The organism is Stenotrophomonas sp. YJH_SMC_21 (genome assembly GCF_059369555.1).
The window spans coordinates 1-12,616 of sequence record NZ_JCAFSU010000004.1; the positions used below are offsets into that span (position 1 = coordinate 1).

At 67.4% G+C, this 12,616-nt stretch carries 15 protein-coding genes; all 15 read right to left on the reverse strand.

The features are described 5' to 3' along the window. Window positions 1-176: 176 nt before the first annotated feature. Complete coding sequence (locus AC5P67_RS07470) at window positions 177-974, reverse strand: carboxylesterase family protein (protein WP_033834838.1); 798 nt, start codon at window positions 972-974, stop codon at window positions 177-179. Window positions 975-1,044: 70 nt separating this feature from the next. After that, window positions 1,045-1,311 carry a hypothetical protein gene (locus tag AC5P67_RS07475; protein WP_005412494.1) on the reverse strand — a complete coding sequence of 89 codons (267 nt, stop codon included), beginning with the start codon at window positions 1,309-1,311 and terminating at the stop codon, window positions 1,045-1,047. A gap of 62 nt (window positions 1,312-1,373) precedes the next feature. Further along, on the reverse strand, window positions 1,374-2,735 hold the full coding sequence (gene mgtE / locus AC5P67_RS07480; RefSeq protein WP_005408383.1) for a magnesium transporter: 1,362 nt from the start codon (window positions 2,733-2,735) through the stop codon (window positions 1,374-1,376). A 228-nt stretch (window positions 2,736-2,963) separates the two neighbouring features. Next, window positions 2,964-4,733, reverse strand: a complete 1,770-nt coding sequence (gene ptsP / locus AC5P67_RS07485) for a phosphoenolpyruvate--protein phosphotransferase (RefSeq protein ID WP_495214446.1) — start codon at window positions 4,731-4,733, stop codon at window positions 2,964-2,966. Between the two features lie 2 nt (window positions 4,734-4,735). Then, a complete protein-coding gene (locus AC5P67_RS07490; protein ID WP_005408385.1) occupies window positions 4,736-5,005 on the reverse strand; it encodes an HPr family phosphocarrier protein in 270 nt (89 codons plus the stop codon). After that, window positions 4,998-5,390, reverse strand: a complete 393-nt coding sequence (locus AC5P67_RS07495) for a PTS sugar transporter subunit IIA (protein WP_005408386.1) — start codon at window positions 5,388-5,390, stop codon at window positions 4,998-5,000. Before AC5P67_RS07495 ends, AC5P67_RS07490 begins: the two co-directional genes overlap by 8 nt. Window positions 5,391-5,886: 496 nt before the next feature. Continuing rightward, window positions 5,887-6,771 carry an RNase adapter RapZ gene (rapZ, locus tag AC5P67_RS07500; RefSeq protein ID WP_033835540.1) on the reverse strand — a complete coding sequence of 295 codons (885 nt, stop codon included), beginning with the start codon at window positions 6,769-6,771 and terminating at the stop codon, window positions 5,887-5,889. A gap of 27 nt (window positions 6,772-6,798) precedes the next feature. Next, window positions 6,799-7,749 (reverse strand): HPr(Ser) kinase/phosphatase, encoded by a 951-nt coding sequence (hprK, locus tag AC5P67_RS07505; protein ID WP_005408388.1) that lies wholly within the window; start codon window positions 7,747-7,749, stop codon window positions 6,799-6,801. Further along, window positions 7,746-8,198: a PTS sugar transporter subunit IIA gene (locus AC5P67_RS07510; protein ID WP_005408389.1), complete on the reverse strand. Its 453-nt coding sequence runs from the start codon at window positions 8,196-8,198 to the stop codon at window positions 7,746-7,748. Before AC5P67_RS07510 ends, hprK begins: the two co-directional genes overlap by 4 nt. Before the next feature lie 21 nt (window positions 8,199-8,219). Beyond that, window positions 8,220-8,537: a ribosome hibernation-promoting factor, HPF/YfiA family gene (gene hpf / locus AC5P67_RS07515; protein WP_004147311.1), complete on the reverse strand. Its 318-nt coding sequence runs from the start codon at window positions 8,535-8,537 to the stop codon at window positions 8,220-8,222. 58 nt (window positions 8,538-8,595) lie between these two features. After that, on the reverse strand, window positions 8,596-10,017 hold the full coding sequence (locus AC5P67_RS07520; RefSeq protein WP_495214448.1) for an RNA polymerase factor sigma-54: 1,422 nt from the start codon (window positions 10,015-10,017) through the stop codon (window positions 8,596-8,598). Window positions 10,018-10,056: 39 nt separating this feature from the next. Further along, entirely contained in the window at window positions 10,057-10,776 is a 720-nt protein-coding gene (gene lptB, locus AC5P67_RS07525) for an LPS export ABC transporter ATP-binding protein (RefSeq protein WP_005408391.1), read from the reverse strand. Continuing rightward, complete coding sequence (gene lptA, locus AC5P67_RS07530; protein WP_005408392.1) at window positions 10,776-11,327, reverse strand: lipopolysaccharide transport periplasmic protein LptA; 552 nt, start codon at window positions 11,325-11,327, stop codon at window positions 10,776-10,778. Before lptA ends, lptB begins: the two co-directional genes overlap by 1 nt. Before the next feature lie 103 nt (window positions 11,328-11,430). Beyond that, window positions 11,431-12,006 carry an LPS export ABC transporter periplasmic protein LptC gene (gene lptC, locus AC5P67_RS07535; protein ID WP_111118551.1) on the reverse strand — a complete coding sequence of 192 codons (576 nt, stop codon included), beginning with the start codon at window positions 12,004-12,006 and terminating at the stop codon, window positions 11,431-11,433. Further along, window positions 12,003-12,551, reverse strand: coding sequence for a KdsC family phosphatase (locus AC5P67_RS07540; protein WP_005408394.1), 549 nt, complete (start codon window positions 12,549-12,551; stop codon window positions 12,003-12,005). The genes lptC and AC5P67_RS07540 overlap by 4 nt, the downstream gene beginning before the upstream one ends. Window positions 12,552-12,616 lie beyond the last annotated feature (65 nt).

The following is a 12,616-nucleotide window of genomic DNA, read 5'->3' on the forward strand; positions in this document are numbered from 1 at the left end:
CGGTCGGCACCCACCCATACCCAAGCCGACCAACGGTCGGCACCCACCCATACCCAAGCCGACCAACGGTCGGCACCCACCCATACCCAAGCCGACCAACGGTCGGCACCCACCCATACCCAAGCCGACCAACGGTAGGCATCCACCAACAGGTGTTTCCCAGCAGAAGCTGTGGTTCAGCGCTTCTGCGCGAACAGCCATTCCCACATTGCCGGGTCGGCGTAGGTGGCGTCCCAGGCATTGTGGTTGCCTTCCGGGTATTCGGTGTAGCGCACGTCGCGTGCGGCGGCGCGCTGGAATGCGGCATGCAGTCTGCGGTCGTCGTCCGGCGGCACCACGTCATCCAGTGCGCCGTGGAAGATCCAGATCGGCGTGTGCTGCAGGCGCTGGGCAATCACCGCGTACGGGTCCGCTTCGTGCGCGACCTGCTCGACGAACAGGGTCGGGCGTACCGCACGCGGGGCGAGCACCGCGCCGCATACGGGGACGATCGCGGCAAAGCGGCGTGGGTCATCCAATGCGATGTTCCAGCTGCCATAGCCGCCCATCGACATGCCGGTCAGGTATTGCCGCGCCGGGTCGGCGCCGAATTCGGCGATCGTCGCGTCCAGCGCGGCCACTGCCGCACGGTTGTTGCGGCCGCTCCATTCCTCGTGGCCCGGCACCTGTGGGAACACCACCAGGGCGGGGAAATCGGGATGCGCGCGCAGGTAAGGCCCCAGCCCGGCGTGGGTCTGCTTGACGCCATCGGCGCCGCGCTCGCCCGAGCCGTGCAGGAACAGGACGACCGGAAGGTGGGTGGGAGCGGCGGCCTGCACGCCGGCCGGAATGAACACCTGGTAGTAAGCCGTTTGCCCGTCCACCTTCACCGCACGTGCTTCGAAGCGGCCACGCGCGCTGTCCGGCAGCGAAGTGCAACCGCTCATCATCAGAAGGGCCAGCAGTGGCAGCCAGCGCGACAGCAAACGGACCATGGGATTTTCCGAAGCGGCGAGATCGCCTGCATCGTAGTCCGCCGACGTCGGCCCGGCATCGTGCGCCGCGTCACTGCGGGCGCGGGAAGCTGGCGATGATCTCCAACTGCTCCTGTGCCTCGGCATTGCCTTCGGCGGCGGCGGCCTGCACCTGCGCAATGTCCGGGTGCAGGACCACCAGCAGTGGGTTCTCGCAGACCGGGCAGTCGTACTCGGTGGCGTCCTCGTCCAGTTCCATTTCCATGGCGCGCGAGCTGCCCTTCCATTCACAGGCCGGGCAGGTGTGCTGCTGGTCGCGCCAGCCGGGCTGGAAGTAGTTTTCGATTGTCGTTGCCATGGGGGGATCCAGTTGGGATCGGGTCAGAGCGCCGCGCAGCGGGGATCCGACCGTCGAGATGGTCAGTGCAGCAGCACCAGGGTGGCCAGGCCGAGGAAGGTGAAGAAGCCCATCGAATCGGTCACGGCGGTGAGGAAGATGCCGCTGGCCAGCGCCGGGTCGAAGCCGAAGCGCTTCAGCGTCAACGGCACCAGCACGCCGGCCAACGCAGCAAACAACAGGTTGCAGGTCAACGCGATGGCGATCACTGCCGACAACCCGGGCGAGTGGAACCAGGCGAGCACGATCAGGCCCAGCACCGAACCCAGCATCACGCCGTTCAACAGCGCGACCCGAACTTCCTTCCACAGCAGGGTGCGGGCGTTGGAGGCGCCGACCTGGCCCAGCGCCAGGCCGCGCACCATCAGTGCCAGCACCTGGGTGCCGGCGTTGCCGCCGAGGCCGGCGACGATCGGCATCAGCACCGCCAGCGCCACCAGTTTGTCGATGGTGCCTTCGAAGTGGCCGACCACGCTGGAGGCCAGGAAGGCCGTGCACAGGTTCACCGACAGCCACATCAGGCGGCGGCGCATCGCGCGCCAGACCGGGCTGAACAGATCTTCGTCCTCGTCCAGACCGGCGGCGCCCAGCGCCTGGTGCTCGGCCTGGCCGCGGATGATGTCGACCACGTCATCGATGGTGATGCGACCAATCAGGATGTTGTTGTCATCCACCACTGGCGCGGAGATCCAGTCATGGTCGGAGAACTGGCGGGCGACTTCCTGGTCGCTCTCGCCGACGTCGATGGCTGGCTGCTCGTCGTCGATCAGGCGATTGATCGGGGTGGTGTCCTCGTGGGTCACCAGTGCCGCCAGCGACACGCGGCCTAGGTACTGATGGCGGCGGCTGACCACGAACAGGTGGTCGGTGTGGTCGGGCAGTTCACCGCGCAGGCGCAGGTAGCGCAGCACGACGTCGACATTGACGTCGGCGCGCACGGTCACCACGTCCGGATTCATCAGGCGACCGGCGCTGTCCTCGGGATAGGACAGGACCTGTTCCAGGCGCTCGCGGTTCTCGCGGTCCATCGACTTGAGGACTTCGTCGATGACCGTGTCCGGCAGGTCTTCGACCAGGTCGGCCAGATCGTCGATGTCCAGGTCTTCGACCGCGGCGATGATCTCGTCCGGGTCCATGTCCGCGAGCAGGCTTTCGCGCACGTCGTCGCCGACGTGGACCAGCACCTCGCCGTCGTCTTCCGGATCAACCAGTCCCCACACCACCTCGCGCTTGCCCGGCGGCAACGATTCGAGCAGGTTGCCGATCTCGGCCGGGGCCAGGGTGTTGACCAGGCGACGCACCGGGCCCAGCCGGCCGCTGTCCAGTGCATCGGACAGCATCCGCAGTTGGCGCGCAGTCTTGTCGTGGCGTACAGCTTCAGCCATCGCAGCTCCCGCGGGGATAAGAAAAGCCGCGATCCCGGCAAGGATGCGGCAACAGGGGTGTTCAGCGCGTCATTATCGCAAGGCGATGTTTCAACGCATAGCCGCCGGGTGGCGGGAGTGCCGGCCGCTGGCCGGCAACCTCTTGGCCTTCAACGAGACGGGGTCAGATCCCTTTTCCCGCGGAAAAGGATCTGACCCCAGGCGTGCATGCCCGGCGAGCGGGGGGTATCAGGCCGTTTCGGCCACCAGTGCCAGCCAGCGTTCGATCGCGCGGCGGTCGCGCGCGGCCAGCAGCTTCGGTGCGCGCGCGCGCAGCATGGCCAGGTCGGCCTCGCGGACCGCGCGGCGTACTTCCAGCAGCGTGCCCGGGTGCAGGCTGAACTCGGTCAGGCCCAGTGCCAGCAACAGCGGGGTCATCCGCGCATCGCCGGCCATCTCGCCACAGACCGCCACCGGGATGCGGTGGCGCGCGCCGGTCTCGATCACCATCTGCAGCAGCCGCAGCACCGCCGGGTGCAACGGCGAATACAGCTCGCCCAGTGCTTCATTGTTGCGGTCGGCCGCCAGCAGGTACTGCACCAGGTCGTTGGTGCCGATCGACAGGAAATCGACCAGGTCGATGAAGCTTTCCAGCGCCAGCGCCGCAGCAGGGACTTCGATCATCGCGCCCAGTGGCACGTGGTCGGACACCATGTGGCCTTCGCCGCGCAGCTGTTCGGTCAGCTTGAGCATGCGGCGGCGCACTGCCAGCAGTTCCTCCCGGGTGCTGACCATCGGCACCAGCACCCGCAGCTTGCCGTAGGCCGAGGCGCGCAGGATCGCGCGCAGCTGGGTGTCGGCTACCTTCGGCCGTGCCAGCGACAGGCGTACGCCGCGAAGGCCGAGCGCCGGGTTTTCTTCGTTGCTCAGGGTCAGGCCGGTGCGGTCGGCCTTGTCCGCGCCCAGATCGAGGGTGCGGATGGTCACCGGTCGCCCGCTCATGCCCAGTGCCGCATCGCGGTAGGTCTGGAACTGTTCTTCTTCGTCCGGCAGCTCGTTGCGCTGCAGGAACAGGAATTCGGTGCGGTACAGGCCCAGGCCGTGGGCGCCCAGCGCATGCGCCTGGGTCACGTCCTCCAGCGACTCGGCATTGGCCAGCAGGGCGATGTCGACCTGGTCGCGGGTGCGGCTGGGCTTGCTGCGCAGGCGGCCGAGCTCGCGCTGTTCGCGCGCGCGTTCCTTCAGTCGTGCGCGGTAGTCGCGCAGATTGTCGGCCTGTGGATTGGCGGTGATGCTGCCGTCGGCGCCGTCGATGATCAGCACGTCGCCATCGGCGATGCGGCTGAGCAGCTGCGGCACGTTGACGATCAAGGGCAGGTGCAGGCTGCGCGCAAGGATCGCGCTGTGCGAGAGCGCGCTGCCGGCGGCGGTGACGATGCCGACCACGCCTTGCGCCTGCAGCTGTGCCAGTTCGGAGGGCGCGATGTTGTCGCAGACCAGGATCTCGCCGGCCAGGCCTTTCACCGCTGGCGGGCGTTCGGGCTGCAGGAAGGCATGGATGCGGCCGATCACATGGTCGAGGTCGTCCATGCGGCTCTTCAGGTAAGCATCGTCCATGCCGTCGAAGACCTTGGCCAGGCGGTCGCGCTGCAGGCGCAACGCATAGCCGGCGCTGTACGGTCCGCTGCGGATCAGTTCGTCCAGCCCATACAGCAGCTCGGGATCGTCCAGCAGCAGCGCATGCAGGTCGAGGAACTCACCCACTTCCTGGTTCAGCGCTCCATGCAGGCGCTGGCGCAGCTCGTGCATCTCCGAGCGCGCGGCGTCCAGCGCGCGATGCAGGCACGCCAGCTCGGCCTCGACCTGGTGGGCGGCAACGCGCTGCTCGGCCACTTCCAGTGCATGCGGCAGGCGCACGCGGGCGCGGCCCATTGCCGTGCCGCGGGCGGCACCATGCCCGGCCAGCAGCAGTACCGGCCGCTGGCCGGAAGGGGGTTGGCCGGCGCGTGCGCGTGGCACGCTCAGCTGTCCTCGTCGAAACGGCGTTCGAACAGGCCGACCACCGCCTCCATCGCGGCGGCTTCGTCCTCGCCGTTGATCCGCACGGTGACCGGGGTGCCCTGGCCGGCGGCCAGCAGCATCACGCCCATGATGCTCTTGGCGTTGATCTCACGGCCTTTGGCGGCCATGGTCACGTTGCAGCGGAACGGCGCCAGGGTCTGCACCAGCTTGGCGGTGGCCCGGGCATGCAGGCCCAGGCGGTTGCTCACGGTGAGTTCTCGTTCAAGCATCGTCGACTATCGCTCCATTACGGGTACCCGCCGCGGCTGTGGCGGGCAGTTGATCCAGTCCCTGTTCCGGATAATTCATCACCCGCAGCAACATCGGCAGGCTCAGCGCCGACACCCGGCGAACCGGGGTCCCCAGCCGGGCCAGCTGCCCGGCAAGGTTGGCAGGGCTGGCGCCGTACAGGTCGGTCAGGATCAGCACACCATCACCCCCGTCAACCCGCCGCAGGGCGGCCGAGGCGAGCGGGAGCAGGGCGTCCAGGTCTGCGTCGAACGGTACTTCGAAAGCTTCGGTTTTCAGCGGCAACTGCCGCAGGAGCCGGGTCGCCACGTCAAGCAGGGCGGTCCCGACCCCAGGATGTGTTACGAGGAGAATGCCACAGGTCATTACTGCACGTTAACAGGTCAAGGTGAATTGGCGATAGCAGCAGGAGAGGGGCACTGTGTCCCGTATTCAGCGTTGCTCCCAGGGGAGGCCTTTTCCGTTGAGAAAGAGATCCGACCCCATCCGTTTTTCGATGCCTGACAGCGATTCATCCACGCAGGCGTGGATCCATCGTGTCGACCAGGGTCGACACCCACCCGCAGCAGAAATCTGTCAGAGGTGGGGCGGTGTGGGTCTGCAGGACCGTTGGCGCCATGGATGGCGCCATCGAGCCCCCAGGGGGGAGGGCGCTTTGCTTGCGAAGCACTGCTTCGCAAGCGCCCGAACGCCCAGCCGCCAGCGGCTGGGCCGGACCGCGGAGCGGGGTTCACGGCGTGTCCTGCAGACCCACACCGCCCCGCCATCCCACGGAATGCCGCTTCTGCTGTTGCTGTTGCTGTTGCCGGCCAGCGGCCGGCACTACCGGCGGGTGCCGGGCGCAGCCCGGCCGCCCCCCCCCTCAATCCTGTTCGCGGTGGTACGTCGCCACGTCTTCCCAGCCCATCTCGCGGGCATGCCGGGCCAGGCGCTCGGCCAGGAACACCGACCGGTGCTTGCCGCCGGTGCAGCCGAACGCCACGGTCACATAGCTGCGGGTGCCATCACCCAGCTTCGGCAGCCAGGTATCGAGGAAGTCCATCAGCTGGGCCAGGTAGCGCTGCACGTCCGGCTGCGCTTCCAGGTAGTCGCGTACACCCGGTTCGCGACCGCTGAGCGCGCGCAGGTCCGGGTCCCAGTGCGGATTGGGCAGCACCCGCGCATCGAACACGAAGTCCGCCTCGGCCGGCACGCCGCGCTTGTAGGCGAACGATTCAAACAGCAGCGACAGGCCGGTGGCATGGTCCATCGTGAACTCGGTGATGATCCGCCGCCGCAGCTGATGCACGTTGAGGCTGCTGGTGTCGATCACCGCATCGGCCTCGCGGCGCAGCGGTGCGGTCAACTCGCGTTCGCGGGCGATGGCTTCAGGCAGCGACAGGCCCAGCTGGCTCAGCGGATGGCGGCGGCGGGTGTCGGCGTAGCGCTTGAGCAGCGTCTCGTCGCTGGCTTCGAAGAACAGCACCTTCACGTCCACGCCGGCGTCGGCCGCCAGCTGCCGCCAGTCGCCCAGCTGGCTCAGGTCGGCCTGGCCGCGAACGTCGATGCCTACGGCCAGACGCCGTGGTGCGCTGCCGTCGTGGTTGGTCAGCAGGCTGCGCACGAAGTCGGGCAGCAGATTGATCGGCAGGTTGTCCGAGCAGTAGTAATCCTGGTCCTCGAAGGTCTTCAGGGCGACGGATTTACCCGAGCCGGACAGGCCGCTGACGATGATCAGGGTCGGGGCGGAGGGGGTGACGGTGCTCATGGACAGGCTCTTCGAAGGGCAGGGAAATCAGGGTGTTCGCCGTTCCAGCAGGTTGCTGTGGCGGGCGATGAACATGGCTGCCGGGTCGATGCCCTTGGTGCGCAGGATGTGCAGGCGGGTGGCCGCCTCGGTCAGCACGGCCAGGTTGCGGCCGGGCATCACCGGCAGGGTGATCAGCGGTACGTCCAGGTCCAGCACATGGCGGGTGCCCGAATCGCCGGTCAGGCGCTCGTAGCCATGCGGGGTGGGTTCGGTCATCGGCTTGGTCAGGTGGACGATCAGCCGAAGGTACTTGTTCTTCTTTACAGCCGTGTCGCCGAACATCTCGCGCACGTTCAACACGCCCAGGCCGCGCACTTCCAGCAGGTCCTGCAGCAGCTCCGGGCAGGTCCCATCGAGTACATCGGGTGCGATCTGGGTGAATTCGGGGGCATCGTCGGCCACCAGGCGATGGCCACGGCTGAGCAGTTCCAGCGCCAGTTCGCTCTTGCCGGATCCCGCTTCGCCGGTGATCAGCACGCCGATGGAGTAGATCTCCATGAACACGCCGTGCAGGATCACCCGCGGCGCCAGCGTACGCGCCAGGTGGTAGGACAGGTGGTTGAGCAGTTCGTGGCCGCGCTTGGGCGACAGCCACAGCGGCGTGCCGGATTCGTCCGCGGCAGCGCGCAGGTCTTCCGGGCAGGCCTGGTTGCGGGTCAGCACCAGCGCCAGCGGGTGCGACTGCATGATCTTTTCGATGGTCTCCCAGCGCTGGCGCGGTTCCAGCGCATCCAGCCAGGACAGTTCCTCGGTGCCCAGGATCTGCACCTTGTTGGGGTAGATCGCATTGAGATAGCCGGCCAGCGACGGACGCCGCGAGACCGTGTTGCCGGCCTCCAGCTCGCGCTTCTCGCCGGACTTGCCGGCAGCCCAGCGCAGCCCCAGCCGCTCGCGCTGCTGTTCGAACAGTTCACGGGCGGTGATGCTGGTATTCATGCGGCACTCGCAGGTGGGGTCATGTCCAGCGCCTCGCGCAGCGCCCGGGCATCGCCCGCTTCGCGCAGGGCCTGGCGGATGTCCGGCGCCGAGAACAGCTCGGCCAGCTCGGACAGCAGCATCAGGTGCTGGTGGGTGTAGTGGGCGGGGACGGCCATCGCGAACACCAGGTCCACCGGCTCCTCGCCACCGAAATCGACCGGGGTGGCCAACCGCAGCAGGGCGCCGCGGGGGCGGTCCAGGGTTGGCGCGCGGCCGTGGGGAATGGCGATGCCGTGGCCGATGGCTGTGCTGCCCAGCGCTTCGCGCTGGCACAGGTTCAGATAGATCTGTTCGGCGTTGGCCTGGCGGCAGGCCAGCAACCCGGCGGCGGCCTGCAGGACGCTGTCACGGTCGGTGGCCGTGCAGAGCTGGGTCTGCACGGCCGCCAGGAGGTCAGTCAGGGGCATGTCTGCGGGGAACGGTGGCGATCAGCCACCATTGTCGCCCACCGGCAGCGGTGCGTGCTGCTGTTTTTTCTCCTTGTGCTTGATCACCAGACGGTCAAGCTTGTCCGCAAGCAGGTCGATCGCGGCATACATGGTCTGGGCATTGGCCTCGGCGTGCAGGGTCTGGCCGGGAATGTTGAGGCTGGCGTCGACGTGGTGTTCGGTCTTCTGCAGCTTGAGGGTCACCCGCGCTTCGCAGTGCTGGTCGAAGTGCTTTCCGATCCGGGCCAGCTTCTCCTCAACATAGGACTGCAGGGCCGGGGTGACTTCGACATCTTTGCCAAACGTTTCGATGCGCATCGGGTTTCTCCTGTGTTCGGATGTGCCAATGAACCTCTCCGCCGGGCGCGGCGGCGCGTCAAGCGATTCTGACCCTTTCGTGCGAGGCGGAAATGTTCATGGCTTCACGATACTTCGCCACGGTGCGTCGCGCTACTGGAATTCCCGACGATTTGAGCAGGTCAGCCAGCTTGGCGTCAGAAAGCGGCTTGCGCGGGTTCTCGTCGTCGATCAGGCGCCGGATCATCGCCTGGATGGCGGTGCTGGACGCCTCGCCACCGCTCTCGGTATCGATGCCCGAGGCGAAGAAGGCGCGCAGCGGCAGGGTGCCTCGCGGGGTACGCACGTGCTTGCGGGCGATCGCGCGCGAGACCGTGGATTCGTGCAGGCCGAGCTCGGCGGCGATCTCGCGCAGGGTCAGTGGACGCAGCGCCTGCTCGCCGAATTCGAGGAAGCCGGCCTGCTGCAGGATCAGGCTGCGCACGACGCGCAGCAGGGTTTCACCACGCTGCTGCAGCCCTTTCAGCAGCCAGCGCGCTTCCTGCAGCTGGGCACGCAGGTAGCCGGCATCGGCGTCGCCACAACGTCGGATCAGCTGTTCGTAGCCGCGGTGGATCACCACCTTCGGCCCGGCATGCGCGGCCAGCGCTGCGCGCCATACGCCGTTCTGCCGCCACACCACCACATCCGGCACCACATAGGTGTCCTGCGACAGCGGCGCGATCTGCGTGCCCGGGCGCGGGTCCAGCGAACGCAGCAGCGCCACGGCAGTCTCGACCTCGTCCAGCGGCAGCTTCAACTCATGGGCGAGCCCGGTGACGCCGCTGCGAGGCAAACGTTCCAGGGGTCCTGCGGCAATCTGTCGCGCCAGGAGCAGGCCGGGCGTGTCGCCGGCCAGCACATCCAGCTGCAGCAGCAGGCATTCGCCCAGCGTGCGTGCAGCCACACCCACCGGATCGAAGCGCTGGATGCGGTGCAGCACGGCGAGGATCTCGTCCTCGTCGGCGTGGATCGCCGGCAACAGGGTTTCAGCGATGGTGGCCAGCGGCTCGCGCAGGTAACCATCGTCGTCCAGTGCATCGATCAGCGCGGCACCGATGCTGCGATCACGCGAGGACAGATGCGACAGATGCAGCTGCCACAGCAGATGGTCGGCCAGTGTTTCGGTTTCGGCTACGCGCTCGGCGGCGCTGCCGTTGTCGTCGTCATCATCGAAGCTGCCACCGCTGCCGGTCGTCGTCCAGTCCAGTTCGGTCGGCGCCCAGTCGTCGCCCTCATCGCTGCGCTCTGCAGGCGCTTCGTTGTCGTTGCCATCGCTGCCTTCATTGGCGGCGCTGCTGTCGTTGCTGTCGGTCCAGTCCAGCAGCGGGTTGCTTTCCACTGCCTGCGCGATCTCCAGCTCCAGCTCGGTGGCCGACATCTGCAGCAGCTTGATCGCCTGCTGCAACTGGGGCGTGAGCACCAGTTGCTGTCCCAACGATGTCTGCAGCCGAGTCTTCATGCCTGTGCCGAAAGGAAGGAAAGGGACCCGGCGACTGCTTCACAGCTTGAAGGAATCCCCGAGGTAGACGCGACGTACATCGGCGTTGTCCAGGATCGCCTCCGGCGAACCCTGGGCCAGCACGCTGCCCTCGGCGAGGATATACGCGCGGTCGCAGATACCCAAGGTCTCGCGCACGTTGTGGTCGGTGATCAGCACGCCGATGCCACGCTGCTTGAGGTGGGTGACGATGCGCTGGATCTCGCCGACCGAAATCGGGTCGACACCGGCGAACGGTTCGTCGAGCAGGATCAGGCGCGGTTGTGCGGCCAGTGCGCGGGCGATCTCGCAGCGGCGGCGTTCGCCACCGGACAGGCTGGCGCCGAGCTGGTCGGCGACATGGCCCAGCTGCAGCTCGTCGAGCAGGCCGTTCAATTCGCGCTCGCGGCCGGCCGAGTCCAGGTCCTCGCGCAGTTCCAGCACCAGGCGGATGTTGTCGGCCACGGTAAGCTTGCGGAACACCGACGGTTCCTGCGGCAGGTAGCCCACCCCCTGCTTGGCGCGGGTGTACATCGGGTCGCCGGTGATGTCCTTGCCGTCGAGCACGATGCTGCCGGCATCGGCGGCCACCAGACCGACGATCATGTAGAAACAGGTGGTCTTGCCGGCACCGTTGGGGCCGAGCAGGCCGACCACTTCACCCGCATCGAGGGTCAGCCCGAAGTCCTTGACCACTTCGCGCTGCTTGTACTTTTTGCGCAGGCCCTTGGCGACGAGCATTACTTCCTGCTCCCGGCCGGCTGTGCCGGCGTGGTGGCCTTGGGCTGTGCCGCAGGCGCGGCCGGGGTCTTGTTCTTCGGCGGGATGACGGTACGCACGCGGCTGCCGTCACCACCGGAGTTCATCTCGCCGGTGCGGGTGTTGTAGACCATGCGCTGGCCGGCATTGGTGCCGCGCGCGCTGGTGACCTTGTAGTTGCCGGTCAGGGTGATGATCTCGGTCTTGATGTCGTAGTCGATGCGATCAGCCAGCGCATCCATCCAGGTGCCGTCATCAAGCTGCTGCTTCATCTTGGCCTGCTTGCCGGTGAAGACCACGCGCACGGCCTCGCCGTCCTTGAGGTAGATCTCGGCCTCGGACGAACGCAGGTCCAGCGTGCCCTGGGTGATGATCACGCCCTGCGACAGCACGGTCTTGCCGTCGCCGGTGAGCATGCCGGACTGGGCGCCGGAATCGATGTGCATGTCTTCGTTGCGGTCGGTGGACTTGGCGAAGGCGGCGCTGGGGACAAGAAGACCGAGCGCGAGTACGGCGGCAAAGGGAATCTTCATCGGGGTCCGTTCTACCGGTGGGGGCCTGCCGGGCGGGCCGGGGGCGGAGGGTGGGGCTGCCGGCCCTGCGCCTGTCCGGAGACGTCGCGGGCTGGCGGCGGAATCAGCGTCTGGGCGTGTAACGGCCCTTGGACTGGCTGAGGAAATGATACGTGTTGTTCTTCGAATCCACTTCGAAGCCGACGCCGGACTGTTCCATGCCCGGGCGGGTCATGGTCACCAGGGCGTCGGTACGGGCGCGGTTCTCCTTCGGGAACACGTCCAGGTGGTCGGTGCGGAAGGTGGTCGGCACCACGCCCGGGCCCGCCGGGCTGTCGCCGGCAACCTTGCCGCGCAGCTTCATCTCGTCGCCCTTGGCGCTGAGCCAGCCGGTCTCGGCACGCAGCGTCCAGTGCTTGCCATCCTTGTCCGGCATCTCGAACAGCGGGGTGGCGATGTTGATGGTCTGGTCGCCGCGCTGGCGCTCCAGCCGCGGTGCGCGCAGGGTGGTCGATTCCTTGCCGTGCTCATCCAGGGCAACGATCTGGAAGTCATGCAGGATGTAATCCACGCCGATTTCCTGGCCTCCCGTGGCTGGACCCTTGTCGCGGTTGCGCAGCGCCGCCCAGCTGCTCAGCAGCGCGGCCAGCAGCAGGCTGATGCCGAGCGCGGTGCGCCAGTTCAAGGTGGGCAGGTTCATGCGCCAAACCTCGCCAGCACCGCATCCGCGCGGCCCTGGGCGGCCAGCAGGATGTCGCACAGCTCGCGCGCGGCGCCACGGCCACCCTCGGCGCGGGTCTGCCAATGCACGCGTTCGGCGATCCACGGATGGGCATTGGCCGGGGCCACCGCAAGGCCGACCGCACCCAGCGGCGCCAGATCGGGCAGGTCATCGCCCATGAACGCCACCTGTTCCAGGCCGATCCCGTGCTGCGCACACAGCGCCTGCACGCTGGCCAGCTTGTCGCCCACGGCGATCTGGGTGTCGATGCCGAGGTCGGCGCCGCGCTTGAGCGCGGACTGGCTGTTGCGCGCGGTGATCAGCACGGGGTGGATACCGTGCTGCTGCAGCAGTTTCAGGCCCAGGCCATCCTGCACGAAGTACGCCTTGCTCTCGTTGCCGTCCTTGTCGTAGTACAGCCGACCGTCGGTGAGGGTGCCGTCCACGTCGAAGCAGGCCAGGCGGATCTGGGCCGCAGCGGCATGCAGGTGGGCGGGGAAGGCGGGCAGGGGGGACCAGGGCATCAGGGCGGCAGGCTCGTTGTGGGCGGGTGCGGCGTTACAGACTGAATGGGGTCTACGGACTGTCG